The 17,286-nt window shown below is 50.0% G+C and carries 15 protein-coding genes; 6 read left to right on the top strand and 9 right to left on the bottom strand.

Translation table 11 applies throughout. The features are described from left to right. Window positions 1–62: 62 nt before the first annotated feature. Window positions 63–1,169: an alanine dehydrogenase gene (gene ald, locus ACN0YH_RS23750; RefSeq protein WP_417382082.1), complete on the bottom strand. Its 1,107-nt coding sequence runs from the start codon at window positions 1,167–1,169 to the stop codon at window positions 63–65. Window positions 1,170–1,337: 168 nt separating this feature from the next. On the opposite strand from ald, the gene nadC reads away from it, so the two are divergent. Together nadC and ACN0YH_RS23740 are read left to right on the top strand one after the other, a co-directional pair. Next, window positions 1,338–2,228: a carboxylating nicotinate-nucleotide diphosphorylase gene (gene nadC / locus ACN0YH_RS23745; RefSeq protein WP_417382081.1), complete on the top strand. Its 891-nt coding sequence runs from the start codon at window positions 1,338–1,340 to the stop codon at window positions 2,226–2,228. Window positions 2,229–2,277: 49 nt separating this feature from the next. Then, on the top strand, window positions 2,278–4,629 hold the full coding sequence (locus ACN0YH_RS23740) for a hypothetical protein (protein WP_417382080.1): 2,352 nt from the start codon (window positions 2,278–2,280) through the stop codon (window positions 4,627–4,629). 18 nt (window positions 4,630–4,647) lie between these two features. Here ACN0YH_RS23740 and ACN0YH_RS23735 read toward each other — a convergent pair whose 3' ends face one another. After that, complete coding sequence (locus ACN0YH_RS23735) at window positions 4,648–4,851, bottom strand: hypothetical protein (RefSeq protein WP_417382079.1); 204 nt, start codon at window positions 4,849–4,851, stop codon at window positions 4,648–4,650. A 310-nt stretch (window positions 4,852–5,161) separates the two neighbouring features. Between ACN0YH_RS23735 and trpB the strand changes: the two genes are divergently transcribed. Further along, a complete protein-coding gene (gene trpB, locus ACN0YH_RS23730) occupies window positions 5,162–6,367 on the top strand; it encodes a tryptophan synthase subunit beta (RefSeq protein ID WP_417382078.1) in 1,206 nt (401 codons plus the stop codon). 67 nt (window positions 6,368–6,434) lie between these two features. After that, window positions 6,435–7,256 carry a tryptophan synthase subunit alpha gene (trpA, locus tag ACN0YH_RS23725; protein WP_417382077.1) on the top strand — a complete coding sequence of 274 codons (822 nt, stop codon included), beginning with the start codon at window positions 6,435–6,437 and terminating at the stop codon, window positions 7,254–7,256. Window positions 7,257–7,259: 3 nt separating this feature from the next. On the opposite strand, the gene ACN0YH_RS23720 is transcribed toward trpA, so the two are convergent. From ACN0YH_RS23720 to ACN0YH_RS23695, 6 genes are all read right to left on the bottom strand, one after another. After that, entirely contained in the window at window positions 7,260–7,706 is a 447-nt protein-coding gene (locus ACN0YH_RS23720) for an ASCH domain-containing protein (protein WP_417382076.1), read from the bottom strand. Between the two features lie 6 nt (window positions 7,707–7,712). Then, the gene (locus ACN0YH_RS23715) at window positions 7,713–9,107 is read right to left on the bottom strand and encodes an MBL fold metallo-hydrolase RNA specificity domain-containing protein (RefSeq protein ID WP_417382075.1); all 1,395 of its coding nucleotides are present in this window, start codon (window positions 9,105–9,107) and stop codon (window positions 7,713–7,715) included. 71 nt (window positions 9,108–9,178) lie between these two features. Further along, the gene (locus tag ACN0YH_RS23710) at window positions 9,179–10,144 is read right to left on the bottom strand and encodes a glycosyltransferase family 2 protein (RefSeq protein ID WP_417382084.1); all 966 of its coding nucleotides are present in this window, start codon (window positions 10,142–10,144) and stop codon (window positions 9,179–9,181) included. 43 nt (window positions 10,145–10,187) lie between these two features. After that, a complete protein-coding gene (locus ACN0YH_RS23705; protein WP_417382074.1) occupies window positions 10,188–11,255 on the bottom strand; it encodes a lysylphosphatidylglycerol synthase transmembrane domain-containing protein in 1,068 nt (355 codons plus the stop codon). Between the two features lie 52 nt (window positions 11,256–11,307). Next, complete coding sequence (locus ACN0YH_RS23700; protein ID WP_417382073.1) at window positions 11,308–11,715, bottom strand: hypothetical protein; 408 nt, start codon at window positions 11,713–11,715, stop codon at window positions 11,308–11,310. A gap of 78 nt (window positions 11,716–11,793) precedes the next feature. After that, entirely contained in the window at window positions 11,794–12,678 is an 885-nt protein-coding gene (locus ACN0YH_RS23695) for an esterase/lipase family protein (RefSeq protein ID WP_417382072.1), read from the bottom strand. A 342-nt stretch (window positions 12,679–13,020) separates the two neighbouring features. Between ACN0YH_RS23695 and ACN0YH_RS23690 the strand changes: the two genes are divergently transcribed. Further along, complete coding sequence (locus ACN0YH_RS23690) at window positions 13,021–15,111, top strand: M3 family metallopeptidase (RefSeq protein WP_417382071.1); 2,091 nt, start codon at window positions 13,021–13,023, stop codon at window positions 15,109–15,111. Between the two features lie 188 nt (window positions 15,112–15,299). After that, window positions 15,300–16,619 carry a nucleotide sugar dehydrogenase gene (locus ACN0YH_RS23685; RefSeq protein WP_417382070.1) on the top strand — a complete coding sequence of 440 codons (1,320 nt, stop codon included), beginning with the start codon at window positions 15,300–15,302 and terminating at the stop codon, window positions 16,617–16,619. A gap of 68 nt (window positions 16,620–16,687) precedes the next feature. On the opposite strand, the gene ACN0YH_RS23680 is transcribed toward ACN0YH_RS23685, so the two are convergent. Continuing rightward, window positions 16,688–17,263, bottom strand: a complete 576-nt coding sequence (locus ACN0YH_RS23680; RefSeq protein ID WP_417382069.1) for a DUF1802 family protein — start codon at window positions 17,261–17,263, stop codon at window positions 16,688–16,690. Between the last annotated feature and the right edge of the window lie 23 nt (window positions 17,264–17,286).

The following is a 17,286-nucleotide window of genomic DNA, read 5'->3' as shown; positions in this document are numbered from 1 at the left end:
TCAGCGGCAATAAGATTACATTTCATATCAAAGAGGTGAGAACCGGTTTCTCACCTCTTTTTTTACGGACAAAACTCTTTCCATTCGATCCCGAACGTTTCCGCGACAGCACGATTGGTAACTCGCCCCTGATGAACGTTGACCGCCGTATGCAGTCCATGGTTCTGCGCACAGGCTGCCTGCAGTCCCTGGTTGGCCAGTTTGAGTGCATACGGTAACGTCACATTACATAAAGCATAAGTGCTCGTGCGGCCGACTGCACCAGGCATATTGGCGACACAGTAGTGCACCACACCATCGACGACAAACGTCGGATCAGAGTGCGTTGTCGGTCGTGTCGTTTCAATAGAGCCCCCCTGATCGACGGCAACATCAATCAACACGGCCCCTGGTTTCATCATTTTCAATGCAGACCGGGGCACCAGTACCGGTGCACGGGCACCGGGAATCAACACAGCACCAATCACCAGATCCGCCAGTTCCAGTTCCGCCCGGATATTATGTCGATCGCTGTAGAGCGTATTCACATTCGCAGGCATGATATCTTCGAGATAGCGAAGACGGTCAACATTGATATCCAGAATTACAACATCTGCCTGAAAGCCCGCGGCAATTTGAGCGGCGTTTTTCCCGACTACGCCACCTCCCAGGATCACAATGTGTGCCGGGGGAACGCCGGGAACTCCTCCGAGGAGAATTCCCCGTCCTAACTGCGGACGTTCGAGATATTTTGCCCCTTCCTGAATACTCATTCGGCCCGCGACTTCACTCATTGGTGTCAACAGAGGCAGTTGGCCATGCGGACCTTCCAGGGTTTCATAGGCAACAGCAGTGGCTCCCGTTTCCAGAAAACCACGCGTTAATTTTTCATCAGCGGCAAAATGAAAATAGGTAAACAGAATCTGTCCCGGTCTTAATAAAGCCCATTCAGCTGGCTGAGGTTCTTTCACCTTGATCACCATCTCCGCGCGGGCAAACAGCTGCTCTGCGGTTTCGACAATCTCGGCGCCATTCTCTTCATAGAGCTCATCGGAGATTCCACTTCCCAGGCCAGCCCCTCGTTCGATCAGCACGGTATGACCGGCAGCAGTCAGCTCTTCGGCTCCCACAGGAATCAACGCGACGCGATACTCATCCTGTTTAATTTCACGAGGGACTCCAATAATCATGCTCTTCTCCCAATTACATCTCAGACTGTAGACTGGTATGATACGACCATAGACATTATAGGCTTACATTTTATATTATTCGTCTGAAATTCATTGCGGTCTTGAATCTTAAACACTGCACTGGATTAACTATACAGAGACATTTAGCAGGAAAGCTCGTTTTTAACAGTGACAGTCCCCTTCAATGACATCCAGATAAATGCAGCCACGACTCTGATCAATCTTGCTCTGGAAGAAGATCTGCAGCAGACAGGTGACCTTACCTGCCAGGCCCTGATTGGCCAGTCGGATCAGGCAGAAATCCAGATTGTCGCGCGGCAGCATGGAATTCTGGCCGGGTCTCCGATCACATCACTCATCTTCAGCGAACTTGACCCCAGTGTGATCTGCACACACCATCTGTCAGACGGAGATACACTGGAACCAGGCTCAGTCGTTACGACTTGCGCAGGCCCTCTCGCTTCCATTCTGATTGGCGAACGGACCGTGTTAAACTTTCTGACACATCTGTGTGGCGTGGCCTCGCTTACTGCCCGTTATGTGAAAGCTGTCGCAGGCACAAACGCAACCATTCTGGACACGCGCAAAACTCTCCCCGGCTGGCGTGTGCTGGAAAAATATGCTGTCGCGGCCGGAGGGGGTACGAATCATCGGATGGGCCTGTATGATGGGATCCTGATCAAAGACAATCACCTGGCTGGCTGGGCTTCCCAGACTTCTCACCCGACGATTGCCGCCGCGATTCAGCAGGCACGCGAATCAGTAAACGGTCTGAAACCGGTTGAGGTCGAAGTGGACACCCTGGATCAGCTGGCCGATGCATTGCAGGCAAAGCCAGAAATCGTGCTGCTTGATAATATGTCACCAGCGATCATGAAACAGGCGATTGAAATGCGAAATGTAACTTCGCCGGCAACTCTGCTGGAAGCATCCGGTGGCATTACTCTAGAGAGTATCCGCAGTGTAGCTGAAACAGGCGTCGAGCGAATCAGTGTGGGCGCACTCACGCATTCTGTGATTTCACTCGATTTAGGTTTCGACTGGAAGCGGCGTACATGATGTGCCCCTTCGCTTCAAGACTTCCTTTCAATACCATTAGATCTTCACCATGAACAAACCGGTTGCCAACGACTTTGCTCCTGCCTCTCTCGAGAACCGCCCCTGGTATGTGTATGGTGCGATCGTCTGGTTGCTGCTGTTTTTTATCATCTTCATTTGTTTCACACTTCCCAACAGTAATCCGGCAACCAGTCGCTGGGACGTTTTTACTTATCTTCCTGTCCTGTTGATAGACCTGGTAGACCCCTTGCCTGTTGAAAATGCGCCCCCCTCAGGTTGGGCTTATTTCCCGCAACGCTTTCCATTGATCGGTATTGCCCTGACAGTCCTCGCTGGGGCCTGGGGGCTGGGTATGCTGCTGACGCGACTCATTAAAGTCCCGCTGAACCCGTTCTCAGCAGAGCGGACTGTGTTCGCTTATGGCGTGGGTATCTCAACGGTGTCCCTGCTCACCCTGGGTGGCGGTCTGCTGGGCATTCTGTCGCAAGGACTCTGCTACCTGGTTTTAATACTCACAACAATCGCTGGCTTCGTATCTGCATTTCAGGAATCAAAGCAGAAAACGGGGACCGGTTTTCCATTCCGGTTAACGCTACCGGAAACCATTGGTTATGAGGAACTGTTTCGATGTGCCTGCTTCCTGCTGATGACTCCTTTTGTACTGAGCATGCTCCTGGGTTCGATGCTGCCTTCGACGGATTATGACGTGCTGGAATATCATTTTGGAGGGCCGAAGGAATTCTATCAGCAGGGCTTCATCGGATTTCTTCCTCACAATATCTACACCAGCTTTCCCTTTCTGACCGAGATGCTGACTCTGCTGGCGATGACGCTGAAAGCCGACTGGTTCTCGGGTGCCCAGGCTGGGAAGCTGATTTTGATGACCTTTTCTCTGTTCTCAGCTCTGGCTGTCTTTACAACAGCCCGTCGCTGGTTCGGTTCCCATGCAGGCTGGCTGGCGGTTACGATCCTGCTCACAACCCCCTGGACCTATCGCATTTCGATTATTGCATACACGGAAGGCGCGCTCTCTTTTTATCTGATCGCCAGTCTGCTCAGCCTGATTCTGACGATTGAAGCATTGTCGAAATGGTGCCTTCAGAAATCACCCGAGGACGCGGGTCCTCCGGCTCCTGTCGCTGATACTCCCCCATCACTGTGGGCGCTAACCTGTCTGACCGGTTTTCTGTCTGGCTCGGCAATGGCCTGTAAATACCCGGGAGTGCTCTCAGTTGTGATTCCCCTCGGAGCGACCCTGCTGGGGTACAGCTGGGTTCTATTACGACAGGACAAAAAGCAGCGCAAAATTGTGACAGTCAAACTGGCATTGATTTTCTCAGCGGGAACATTGCTGGCCATTGGACCGTGGCTGTTAAAAAATCTTATCGAAACGGGAAATCCTGTGTATCCTTTGCTCTATTCCGTATTTGGTGGGACCGACCTGAGCGAAACACTCAACCTGAAATGGAAAGGTGGACATAGCCCGAAAGCCCACGACCCTGTTGATCTGGCGATTAAATTTATTGATGTCACTTTCAAGAGCGACTGGTTGAGCCCGTTGCTTTTCAGCCTGGCTCCACTGGCATTTCTAAAACATCAGCATCGTCGCTTGATTTTCTGGCTATGGATGTATGTTGCCTTTCTGTTTCTTTCCTGGTGGGTTTTTACACATCGCATCGATCGGTTCTGGATACCGATGATTCCCGTAGTGGCCGTGCTGGCGGGCATTGGAGCGACCTGGTGCTCTCGCATGGTCTGGAAGGTCAGCCTGTCGATCGCCATCTGTCTGGCCGTCCTGTTTAACCTGGGTATCGCTACCAGTGGCCTGAGTGGCAATAACGCGTATCTGGACGATATGCGACATGCAGAGAAGTTTGCGCTTGCGATGACCGGGCCGGAAATTCTACAGCTGAACGAGTTGAACTTAAAACCGAATCAGGTCGTGCTCTCGATCGGTGACGCAGAGCTGTTTTATGCAGAGTTCCCTGTCGTGTATAGCACCGTCTTTGATGAAGACATATTCAAACAGTGGACTGCACAACTCGAACCTGATGTGCCGGACAAATCATTGAAAATGAAGCCGGCCCGGGAGATCAAAGAGAAATTGAAAGCAGAGCACATTGCCTATGTTTATGTGAACTGGGCAGAAGTCTTGAGATACCGTCTTCCCGGTTCGTATGGATATACTGACTTTGTGACCCCGGCCCGCTTTAATCAACTGATTCGTGAAGGTGTCCTGGAAAACCCCCTACCCAACAGGCACAGCTACCGAAAACTCGATTCCTTCAGTGATCGAGACCTGAAAGCTTTGCTGGACTGGGCCCCTGAATTAGTTGTTGAGCGCGAAGGTGAGCGTTATTTCATCACAGCTCAAATCTTTCCGGTCGCAGCATCGCATTGAAGAGAGCAAGCGGGAGTCTCAGCCCACGGGTGGTACAAAATCATTAAGTTCCCGCCGGGCAGCGCGAAGATCCCGGGCAAAATCAGGAATGATGATATCGCTGTCATCCAGGTTCTGATAGCCGCGGGGTTTGCTCTCAAGGAGACAAAACCGTTCTAATTCATCGATATGAATCGAATCGCAATTGATGGCTTCCGCCAGTTTTTCATCTGTCATGTTCATATTTCAATCCCTCCTGTACCGCCTGTGAGGCTGACTGCCCCACAAATCGCATCAGGTATTCTATCTGACAAATGAGGAAAAACCTACAAAATTCTGGCTGGACACTCCTACTTTTATAGCTAAAACGACCTAAAATAATGATAACAAAGCACATATATCAACGTTCCCGTTCCCTTATCCTGCAAATCCGGGGTGAACCTCCACTGATTCTGAACCGTCCAACTGGGGGGCATTGACCATCGACGTCTTGAATTCAATAATGGGTCACTGCCACATTTTTTGAACCTACATTAGTATATCTGAGCCAATTATGACTACGAGCTTATCAAACGTACCTGATGCATCAGGGCGTTTTGGAGAATTTGGTCGACGCTTTGTCCCTGAAACTCTGATGCACGCTCTCGAAGAGCTGACACAGGAGTATGAAAAAGCCAGACAGGACCCGTCGTTCCAGGCTGAACTGGATGACTTGCTTAAGAACTACGTCGGACGTCCCAATCCGCTGTATTTTGCTGAACGACTCACAGAGTATTGTGGTGGCGGCAAAATATTCTTTAAACGGGAAGATCTTAATCATACCGGTGCCCATAAGATCAACAATACCATCGGCCAGGCATTACTGACAATGCGGATGGGGAAAAAACGGGTGATTGCCGAAACCGGAGCCGGCCAGCATGGCGTTGCTTCCGCTGTCGCCTGTGCCCGCTTTGGACTCGAATGTATTGTCTACATGGGTGAAGAAGACATCCGCCGTCAGAAACTGAATGTATTTAACATGAAGATGATGGGGGCAGAAGTTCGTGCCGTTACCAGTGGATCACGCACACTGCGAGATGCCGTCAATGAGGCGATGCGCGACTGGATGTCGAGTGTGGAAACCACACATTACATCATTGGCTCCGTCATCGGCCCTCACCCCTTTCCCATGATGGTGCGCGATTTTCAGTCCGTCATTGGAAAAGAGTCGCGGGCACAATGTCTGGAACAGACGGGACGATTACCCGATCACGTGATCGCCTGTGTCGGCGGGGGTTCCAACTCTGCAGGCATGTTCTATCCCTTCATCGATGATGAATCGGTCAAGCTGACAGGCGTGGAAGCCGGTGGAAGAGGACCTGAACCGGGTGAGCATGCCAGCACACTCAGCTATGGCGCCAAAGGTGTGTTGCATGGCAGCTTTGGTTATGTATTACAGGACGACGACGGACAGACGATGGACGTACATTCGATTTCCGCAGGCCTGGATTACCCCGGTGTCGGCCCTGAGCACAGTTACTGGAAAGATTCAGGGCGGGTCAACTATACCGCTATCACCGACGACGAAGCCCTGGAGGGCTTTCAAACCATGGCGAAACTGGAAGGCATTATTCCAGCGATTGAGTCATCACATGCCATTGCCCACGCGATTAAAGCGGCTCGGGAATCTGGCCCTGAAGAAACAATTGTCGTCTGTTTATCCGGGCGTGGCGATAAAGATGTCAATGAAGTCGCCCGTCTGTTAGAACGGGAAATCTAAACTCGCTGTTTCCATTACCCTCTGCATCTCGATCCAGATCATTTTCATAGAAGTAGTACCGCGAATCGTGACAACATCTATCTCAGAAAAATTTGCCCAGGTCAAATCAGAAAATCGTATGGCATTCATGCCGTTTATCACTGCAGGTGACCCTGACCTGGGAACAACCGTTGATGTCCTCAAAGAACTGTCGGCACAAGGCGTCGACCTGATCGAAGTGGGTTTTCCTTACAGTGACCCGATTGCCGATGGTCCGGTCATTCAGGAATCGTATACTCGCGCTCTCAATAATAAATTTCATGTTCACGAACTGTTTGAATCCCTGAAGACGCTCTCTGCTGACACAGCAGTCAGCCTGCCACCTCTGGTTGCCATGGTTTCCTATGCTATCATCTTTCGCTATGGCACGAAAAAGTTCTTGCAGGAAGCAGCAGGAGCAGGCTTCTCCGGTCTGATCGTTCCGGATCTCCCCGGTGATGAAGCAGCGGAATTTGCAGAACAGGTCAAAGCTTCTGAACTGGACCTGGTGCAGCTGGTCTCCCCGCTGACACCAGAGGAAAGAACCAAACGTATCGTGCAGTCTGCCAGCGGATTTATCTATTGCATTTCGGTTGCTGGAACAACGGGCGTGCGCGATGAACTACCTGCAGAACTGACAGCCCACCTCGAATCGTTACGCGAGCTGACGGACCTGCCTTTAGCTGTTGGCTTTGGTATCAGTAATCCGGAGCACGTGAATACGCTCCGCGGAAAAGCCGATGGATTTATCATCGGCTCTGCCATCGTTAAACAGTTTGCCGCTTTTTCTGATGGCAGCCAGAAGCGTGAAGACATCATCGCTCGGATCGGTGAGTATGCAGGCAAAATGGCGGCAGCGACCCGAGGCTGACCCTTACGCTTTCTTTCTCGTTCCAGGATTTTTGCGAACAAACGGATAGAACCAGACGCCGTAAGGCAGGTATTCGGGTACGATCAGTTTTTTAAGCCGCTTGGGATTGGCCAGTTTCCAACCATATTTCCCTTTGAGTAGTTCGGCGGGCACCCCGGCAGCAGAAGCGTGTTTATCAGTCGCGGGGAATGAGTCGACTATTTCTACCGTGCCTATCAGAGTACCTGTCGGGAGCGTGGTTGAGTCGATGTCCGCCTTCAATGCCGCTTGCACGGCATGTGGTGTCGTTGCCAGTTTTCTGGAAGCATAGACATAAATGGTTCCGCGAATTTTTGTCTGACTGGAGCGAATCTCTATCGTCTTCTCGCCACGCAGAATCAGTTCTGCCCAGGGTTGTCTGATGCCTAAGGCTGGTAGACTGTGATCGGGGTGTGTCATCGATTTCGTCATCAAGCACTACACTTCAAAAGATTCATGATACTGGGGAATCACCGGGTCCTCATCACACTGATCCCGAATTAATGCTGCCAGTGCGGTCGCCGATTCCGGTTCCCCGTGCACCAGAAAGACCTGCCCGATATTGCCGCGTTTTGCCGATTCCTCATACCACCACTTGAAATCCTCAACATCGGCATGCCCGGACAGACCGCTCAACTGCACCACTTTGGCTTTGACTTCGTAATAGCGATCAAATATTTTGACCTTCGGGTCCCTCTGCTGTAAGCGCCGGCCCAGGGTGTGTGCGGCCTGGTAGCCCATGAGCACCACGGTATTTTCTATATTGGAGATGCCGTTTTTCAGATGATGTCGCACCCGGCCATTTTCACACATCCCGCTCCCGGCAATGACGACGAATGCTCCTTTGCGTTTGTTCAAGGCAATACTTTCTTCGCGCGACGAAACATAATCCAACAGTGAAAAACCGAATGGATCCCGGTCTGCTGCGATGACATCACGTACTTTATCATCCATGTCCTGGAGATGAGCGCGAAAAACAGACACCAGCCGCGTCGATAGCGGACTGTCTACAAAAATGGGAATGTGAGGCAGTCGTTTTTCATTATAAAGGTCATTCAGGTAATAAATGATCTGCTGTGTACGCCCGAGGCTGAACGCAGGAATAATCACACGCCCTTCCAGACGATACGCTTCATCCAGAATCTGGTATAACTCCTCTTTGACGTCCGTGGCTTTTTCATGGACTCGATTCCCGTAAGTACTCTCTGAAATCAGTACTTCACAACCTTCAATCAAGTCGGGATCTCTGAGCAGAGGCAAGTCACGTCTTCCGAGATCTCCGGTAAAGACCAGATGCCGCCACTCACGTTGGTCTTTGATTTTCAGTTCGATAATAGCTGACCCCAGGATATGACCTGCATCCAGAAAACGCACTTTGAGATCGTCACCCAGTTCGTGCCATTCCTGATACTCCAGACGCTCGAATAGTTTGGCGGTGCCTGTTACATCCTCTTCGGAATACAGTGGTTCAATCGGTGGATGTTTGCCTTCCAGTTTTCTGACCAGATAGCGTGCATCTTCCTCCTGAATCCGGGCGCTGTCTTTCAACATGATTTCAGCGATATCTGCCGTCGCCGAAGTACAGAAGATTGGTCCTCGAAATCCTTTATTAAACAGCCGTGGCAGATTCCCACAGTGATCCATATGTCCATGCGAGAGAAAGACCGCGTCCAGTGATTCCGGGGAATAAGCAAAGTGACTGTTCTTCAGGTACGATTCTTCCCGATGGCCCTGGAACAGGCCACAGTCGAGCAAAATTCGGCGGGAGTCCGTTTCAATTAAATGCTGGCTGCCCGTGACTTCTCCAGCAGCTCCCAGAAACGTAATTTTCATCTATCGCTTCATTTCCAATTCAAAGAAGAATAACAGGACCATTCTCATCACAGTCAAAACCCAAAGCAGTTTCAGACCACAATCTCCTGTTCATTCTGAGTCGCTGTATCGGTGCGTTCGGAAATGCTGTAAGAATCCTGATAGCGGCCTGTATAAGCGACGATCAATTCTGCCAATAATCCCAGACTAATCGCCTGGCCGCCCAGAAAGGTCGCTGCGATTGAATAGGCTAACAGAGGTCGACTTCCAATCGGTCCGAATCCCATACCAAACACGTTTGTCAACATCCAGATGAGCCCCAGGTATCCCAGTCCCAGAAATCCAATCAACAGAAAGCCCAGTCCAATGGCTCCCAGCATGTGCTGAGGTCGTTGTCCGTACCCTGTTAAAAAGCGGACTGTCAACAGATCGAGGAAGCCCCTGAGGAATCGACGCACTCCGTACTTGGAGTGACCATGCTGTCGCTCGCGGTGATGTACCGGGATTTCTGTCACCTTAAAACCGCGGGCATCTGCGAGTACAGGAATGAACCGATGCAGCTCGCCATAAATACGAATTTCCGCAGCGACTTCCTTTCGAAACAGCTTGAAGCCACAGTTATGATCGTGCAGCTGCAGCCCTGTCAGTTTGGCAATCATCCAGTTAAAGACTTTACTCGGATAGACTTTATGCCAGGGATCAAGGCGGCGTTCCTTCCAGCCATTGACGACATCGTAACCTTCGTTGAGTTTCTCCAGAAAGCGGGGGATCTCTTTCGGATTATCCTGCAGGTCAGCATCCATCATCATAATTACCGAGCCACGGGCAGCGCGCATGCCAGCTGTCAATGCTGCTGCTTTGGCAAAGTTACGGCGAAAGCGAATCCCGGAAACACGGCCATCTTTCGCTGCCATCCCTGAGATAATCTCCCAGGATCGGTCAGAGGAACCATCGTCGATAAAAATGACTTCGAGATCAATATTATGCTGCTGGCTCGTGTCGCAGATCTCCTGGTACAGTTGAGGCAGACTTTCGGATTCATTCAACACAGGAATCATGATGGAGAGCACGACAAACACCTTTCGCTCGACAAGTATACTACTACGCTGTTTTATTAGTATCGGAAGTCGGCTGGATCAGATCTGAAACAGTATCTGACGAAGCACGACTTCCAAAACGATAGTATAAAACAAAAGCAGACAGTAATTCACTAGCAAATGAAACGATTCGTACCAATATCGCGGTAACAAATGCATTCACATCGCCGATTACCGGAGATCCGGCAAGGATTGCCGAGATTAACCCTTCCCTGACTCCTAATCCTGCGGGAGCGAATAAAGCCAGAAACCCCAAAGCATAAGCAGCAGACACTGCAGCCATCCAGCGAGGCCATTCCTGCCAGATCAGGCCCTGATCGCTGATCGAGGCAAGTGTCAGCCCCAGGCTCAAGCCATGCAGGCTCCAGCTGAGTAGAAACATCAACACCCCTGCATATAACAGTCGCAGGGAAAACTCTGGCTGGGGCTCATCGCTTGAGGCTTCTACTTCAGATCGGGTGAATTTCTTCGAGAATAAGTTTAACAGGCGCGCCACCAGAGGCAGGGATACAAAAAGCACGATCAGAATGACAGTAGGAACCAGCAAAGGGTGTGACTGAATATACTGAACCCAGGCAGGCCATTGATCCAGTTGATCGGTGTTGATTACAAATGGTATTAACGCCAGAAACAGGACCAGGCCGACTCCCATGACTGCCAGCGTCTCATAAGCGGCTGTCACAGCAGCAACCGACATACGAACCCCAAATTCTTTGAGCAACGTTGCTCGAATCAACAGGACGGTTACTTTTCCTGGAATGTACTTTCCCAGGTGACCACAATAGTAGGCACGTGCTGTGGGCCAGAAATCGACCTTTTCCCCAGAGGCAAGCATCAGCTTCTGCCAGAACCAGACGGAGGGCAACCAGGCAATAAAATAACAGACTCCAGACAAAATCAGCCAGGTCGGCCTGATCTGGATATCTGAGATCGCTTCCTGCTGCTGTTCATAAAGTTGTGAGCCCTGTTGCCAGACAAAGTAGAGCACCAGCGTCAGCAGTCCCCATTTCGTTAGTTTCCAGATCAGTGCAGAACCAGTTGTTTTTTTAGAGTCAGCTGATTGATCAGACATGAAAACGGAAACTTTGAGTGAGATCTGGAAAGAATTGTATTCGTAGGACCGGTTAACTGACGGACTGACTTTCCTGACTGTTTTTCAGAAATAACTGCTTCACTGAATCTCGCAGCAGTACCATAATCGTGGCAATTCCCAACAGAGTACCAAACGGGAAAATCGGGCATTCACAGATGGCAACGATAAAACAGAACCGATAGTTTTCATAACGTGCGAGTGACTGGCCAGCCAGAATTATACAAAATAAAATCGCGAAACCAATCAGGAAAAAGATGACCCCGAAGCCGATCATCAGGGAGACTTCCAAGTCAGGTCGTGTCTGTCCCAGGTAGTCGCGGGCTGCGTCTGATAGATCCTTAACGGCCCAATATAATATCAGTGTCACAAAAATATTCAGTATTCCATAAATAATCTGTAACCTGGAAAGTAACTGCAGATGTCGCTGATCACGGTCCATTGAAAGAGCCCATTCCATTCAGAGGGGACAATTAACTTTTTATCATTTTCAATTTGAAAGCTTAAAACCAGATAACAATTATGGCACTGTTTCTGCTTGAGGTACAGGAATCGGCTGTGGTTTCCCTGATTCACGAAAGACACCTGTCTCCAGAAACCGCAGGGTATGCGCAATCGTTTCGGGATCATTCATCATGAATGAATGCAGAACCGGCAGCATGATAAAATCAGCCGCTCCTGGCAAACGGGTACTACTGACGGCGACGGTACCATCGTTATCTCCACGAATCAGAGGATTGTATCCTTTCAGTGTATTTCGTCCCCCGGCGACCACTCCAAACGAAAAAGGAGGCGTCGGCAGATTGCTGATAAAATCGCTGTTGGCTTCGGTAACCAGTTGCTGGCCGGCGGGACCAAAAATGGCTTTGAACAGCAAATGGGAGCGAAAGCGATCAGCCATGTCGGCTCCACGGTTGGGAACTCCCAGCATGACCATGCGTTTTACACGGGAATCGACAACGTCCTGTTGAGACAGCCATGACCGAACGACCAGTCCTCCCATACTGTGTACTACTACATCAATCTCTTCGATTCCCTCGAGAGATTGAATGACCTTTCCCAGATAGTTCGCATTTTCGGGGATCGTACGCTGCGTACTCGGGTAATCAAAGGGAACAACCAGCCAGCCTTTCTGCTGACAGCTCTCTTTCATTTTCACAAATGATTTGGAAGAGCGAATGATGCCATGAATCAGAATCACCGCTTTTCCCTGCATCGGTGGGAGTTGTTCGGCTGCTTTGATCTCTTCGAGACGCTGCTGACAGTCTGCCAATGATCCACTGGCATGTCTCTGATCTTTCGGGTCCAGCAGACGATAATGCTGGCTGATGACGTGCTGCTGAATTTTCCAGCCCTGAAAAAACTGTACATCCCCCCAGAATTGCCGCCCGCCCATGGTCTTCATAAGTAGTTCCTTCGCTCGGTATTTTTCGTTTTTATTCTTATCTGGAGACGGAGAATTCTCTTCAGCCGGACAGAATGACGAGAGAAAAACCAACAGTGCCAGTACCGTCCAGACGGAGAAAAGTTGCTTCATATTCCCTGCTCTCCGGTACTAACTTTCCTGTAAAAGAGGTAAACTGCTTTCAGGCATTGTATCGATTTCGCGAATCCATAAGAATGCCTTTTAAACCAGTGCCTGTTTATTTTATGATGACTCGTCCCATCCGCTACAGAGCAGGTTTTCGTATCAATAGCCTCTTAATTATGCATATTATCAATTCCCACGGGAAGGACAGTTTCACAAATGGATCAGCAATCGAGTCTAACAGATAATCCCCTTCTGGTTTTAGAGGGTCTTCCACGTTTTGACCGTATTGAACCACAACATATTCAATCAGCGGTTAAAGCACTTCTGGAGCAGTCAAAAGCGGGTCTGAAAAAAATCGAAGACGAAGCTCAACCCACATGGGAAGGGCTGATGCGACCTCTGGAAGAACTGGATTATCCCTGGGAGCGTTCCTGGGGCTCCGTCGGTCACCTGCTGGGGGTGAAAAATACTCCTGAAATCCGGGAAGCCTACGAAAGCGTTTTGCCGGACATAGTGGCATTTTCATTAAGTGCCAGACAGAGCAAACCCATCTATCAGGCTTTAATTGCATTGCGAGACAGTGAAAACTGGAATACGCTTAATGAAGCACAAAAACGAATCATCGAAAAACGAATCCTGTCAGCCGAACTGGCCGGGATCGGCCTCTCCGGAGAGCAGTTGACACGGTTCAATGATATCGCCACGGAACTTTCAAGCCTGTCTACTAAATTTGCCAATAACGTACTGGATGCCACTAAAGCATTTACACTGATCATTACCAGTGCTGATGATGTCGCTGGCTTCCCGGACAGCCTCAAACAGCTGACCGCGCAATCCTATAACAGCTGGGATGATAAAACACCCGAAGTCGAAGCAACTCCGGAAGAAGGTCCCTGGAGAATCAGCCTGGACTTCCCCTGCTTCGGTCCATTCATGCAACACTGTCGTAATCGTACTTTACGGGAAAAAGTCTACCGTGCTTTTATCACTCGTGCATCAGAGGGAGAGATCGATAACACGCCTTTGATACCTCAGATTCTCAAATTGCGAAAAGAGAAAGCACAACTGCTGGGATATGCCAACTTCGCAGAAGTCAGTCTGGCAGAAAAAATGGCGTCCAGCATTGATGCCGTGTTTGAGATGGAAGAACGTCTGCGGACTGCCTCCTTTGATAACGGCCAGCAGGATTTAAAAGATCTGCAGGAGTTCGCGGCAGCGCAAGGCGAAACGGAACCCATTATTCAATGGGACTTTGCCTTCTGGTCAGAACGTCTGCGGGAGCAGCGATTCAGCTATACTGATGAAGAATTGCGGCCTTATTTCTCGCTGGAAAAAGTATTGGATGGCCTGTTTCACCTGGTCAATCGTATCTTTGGCATCACTGTGACCCAGGTTACCGAAGATATTCCTGTCTGGAATAAAGATGTCCGTTATTTCAACATCGCTGATGAGTCCGGCGAAACGATTGCCGGTTTTTACCTGGATCCCTATGCACGCCCTGCTGATAAAAGGGGGGGAGCCTGGATGGATGACTGTCTGGGTCGCAAACTGATCAATGGGAAAGTACAACTTCCCGTTGCCCATCTGGTCTGCAATTCTACGCCACCAGTAGGTTCCAAACCCTCACTGATGACATTTCGAGAAGTAGAAACGCTGTTCCACGAATTCGGTCATGGTCTGCAGCACATGCTCACGACGATTGACGAAGCTGATGCTGCCGGCATCAATGGCGTGGAATGGGATGCCGTCGAACTCGCCAGCCAGTTTATGGAAAACTGGTGCTATCACAAGCCCACTCTACTGGGGATGGCCAGGCATTTCGAAACGGGTGAAACACTGCCTGATGAGCTCTTCGAAAAAATCAAAGCCGCGCGCAATTTCCAGGCAGGTACTCAAATGTTACGGCAGATTCAGTTTGGCGTCGTCGATTTAAAACTGCACAGCGAATTTGACCCCGATGGCAGTGAGTCTGTATTCGACGTGCAGCGTGAAATCAGCGAGAGTACATCGGTCCTGCCTATGCTGCCTGAGGATCGATTTTTATGTTCGTTTCAGCATATCTTTGCGGGCGGCTACGCTGCCGGCTACTTCAGTTATAAATGGGCTGAAGTGCTCAGTGCGGACGCGTTCAGCGCATTTGAAGAGGCTGGTCTCGACGATGAAAAGGCCGTCGAAGAAACCGGACGTCGATTTCGAGATACCATCCTTGCCATGGGAGGCAGTCGCCATCCCATGGATCTGTTTAAAGAATTTCGTGGTCGGGAACCCAGTCCTGAACCACTCCTGCGCCACACGGGACTGCTGTAACACGAGGGATATTCCGACACAGGCTGTGTCCGGTTTCAAACACTTGTCTAGTAGAAATACCGGCCTCAGCCTTGATGGGAGTCTTACGGCTAAAATGCTTGCAGGAAATAAGTTCGAGTGATATGATCCGGCGACTTCAGCTGTATCATTTCCCTGCACTTAGGAACTAAACAAGGATGGTAATTTAGATGGCAATTCAGCTTGAGCAGGCGATTAAAGACAAAACGGCAACCATTGGAATTATTGGCTTAGGCTATGTCGGACTCCCACTGATTGACGCTTTTGTAAACAGCGGTTTCAAAACCATGGGTTTTGATGTTGATCAAAACAAGGTGGAACAACTGCAGGCTGGTAAAAGTTATATTCAGCACATTCCCTCTAAGACCGTCGCCAACTGGCTGGAGAAGAAACAGTTTGAAGCAACCGCTGATGCTTCACGGATGAAAGAAGCAGACGCGCTGCTGATCTGTGTCCCCACTCCCCTCACAATGAGCCGCGACCCGGACCTGAGTTATGTGGAACAAACCACCGAAGCGATCGCAGCCAGTCTGCGTCCCGGACAACTGATCGTCCTCGAAAGCACAACTTACCCGACGACGACCCGCGATGTACTGCTGCCAATTCTAGAGGCGACAGGGCTCAAAGTCGGCACAGACTATTATCTTGCTTACAGCCCGGAACGCGAAGATCCCGGCAACCCTGATTTTTCTGCAGCTGGAATTCCCAAAGTGGTGGGCGGGATAGATGAAAACAGTCTGCGAATTGCCGCCGCTTTATACGAACATGCTGTAGTCAATGTCATCCAGGTTTCTTCAGTGGAAATTGCAGAAGCCTGTAAGATTCTGGAAAACACCTATCGTGCCGTTAATATTGCGATGGTCAATGAGCTCAAAACCTTATTTGACCGCATGAATATTGATGTCTGGGAAGTCATTGATGCCGCCAAAACCAAGCCCTTTGGCTTTCAGGCCTTTTATCCAGGTCCCGGTCTGGGTGGTCACTGTATCCCCATTGATCCGTTTTATCTGAGCTGGCTGGCACGCAAAGAAGGACAGACGACCCGCTTCATCGAATTAGCCGGAGAAGTCAATACTCGCATGCCTCGCTACGTAATCGACCGGCTGGCAGAATTTCTCAACCAGCAGGCCAAACCGCTCAAAGGCAGCAAAATCTGCATGCTGGGAGTGGCCTACAAAAAAGATGTCGATGACCCACGCGAAAGCCCTTCTTTCCACCTGCTTGATCTCCTGCTGGAACGGGGAGTCGAATTCACATACAACGATCCTCATATTCCAAAACTTCCCAAGATGCGACATCATAATGTCCCTGCAATGGAAAGCCAGGAATTAACGCCCGAGTATCTTTCAGCACAGGATTGTGTGCTGATTGCCACCGATCATACGGCTTACGACTATGACTTCATCGTCAAACACAGCAAGATGATCCTGGATACACGTAATGCTACCAAAAATGTTACTTCCGGTCGTGAAAAAATCTTCAAGGCATAATTGCCCTGAGTCATTGAGAATACAGCCCGGTTCCAGAGAACCGGGCTGTTATCATTTAAAAATAGAGCCTATTGAGCACTGACTACGACTTGCTGAAACGCCTGTTGTGCATCCAGAAACTGCTCTGAATCAAGAACAGGTTTCAGATCGCCTGTAGCATACTCTTGCGAGAGTTCCACCCAGGAATGACAGCCCGCGTAACGGGATTCCTGTTCCACTTCAAAAGGATGTGGCAGGCGAAAGACGCGAACCAGCAATACAAACAATCCCGGATTTTTGTATTCAAATCGCTGCTGGATCGTCTCCTCGTTCAATACCTGCAGTGACTGCAACCGTGAAAGCAGGGATGGATCCTTGAGCTCCAGAACCGCTTCGACGACAGAATAGAGTGCCAGATTCAGCTTCCCGGATGCCGGCTCCTGCGCCAAAGGCAGATTCAACAGACTGCTGTTCTCAGGCTGCAGTTGTTCTGCCCCCTGATGAAAGCGTGTGGGAAACATCCAGAACTCTCCGTGTTCAACACGAAAACCGGTTTCCCCTTCGTGAATGCCCCCTTTACGAACAATCACTGATTGGGTCCCCTGCTCCAACGCGGCGCAGACGGCTCCCCACTCTTTAAAAGCGATTCGATTCTGTAACTGCATTCGTCTGCCCGATCACACTTTGA

It is taken from the genome of Gimesia sp. (assembly GCF_048262075.1).
Taxonomy (GTDB): domain Bacteria; phylum Planctomycetota; class Planctomycetia; order Planctomycetales; family Planctomycetaceae; genus Gimesia.
The sequence above is the reverse complement of the archived record's forward strand: the minus strand, read 5'-3'. Positions and strand labels throughout refer to the sequence as shown.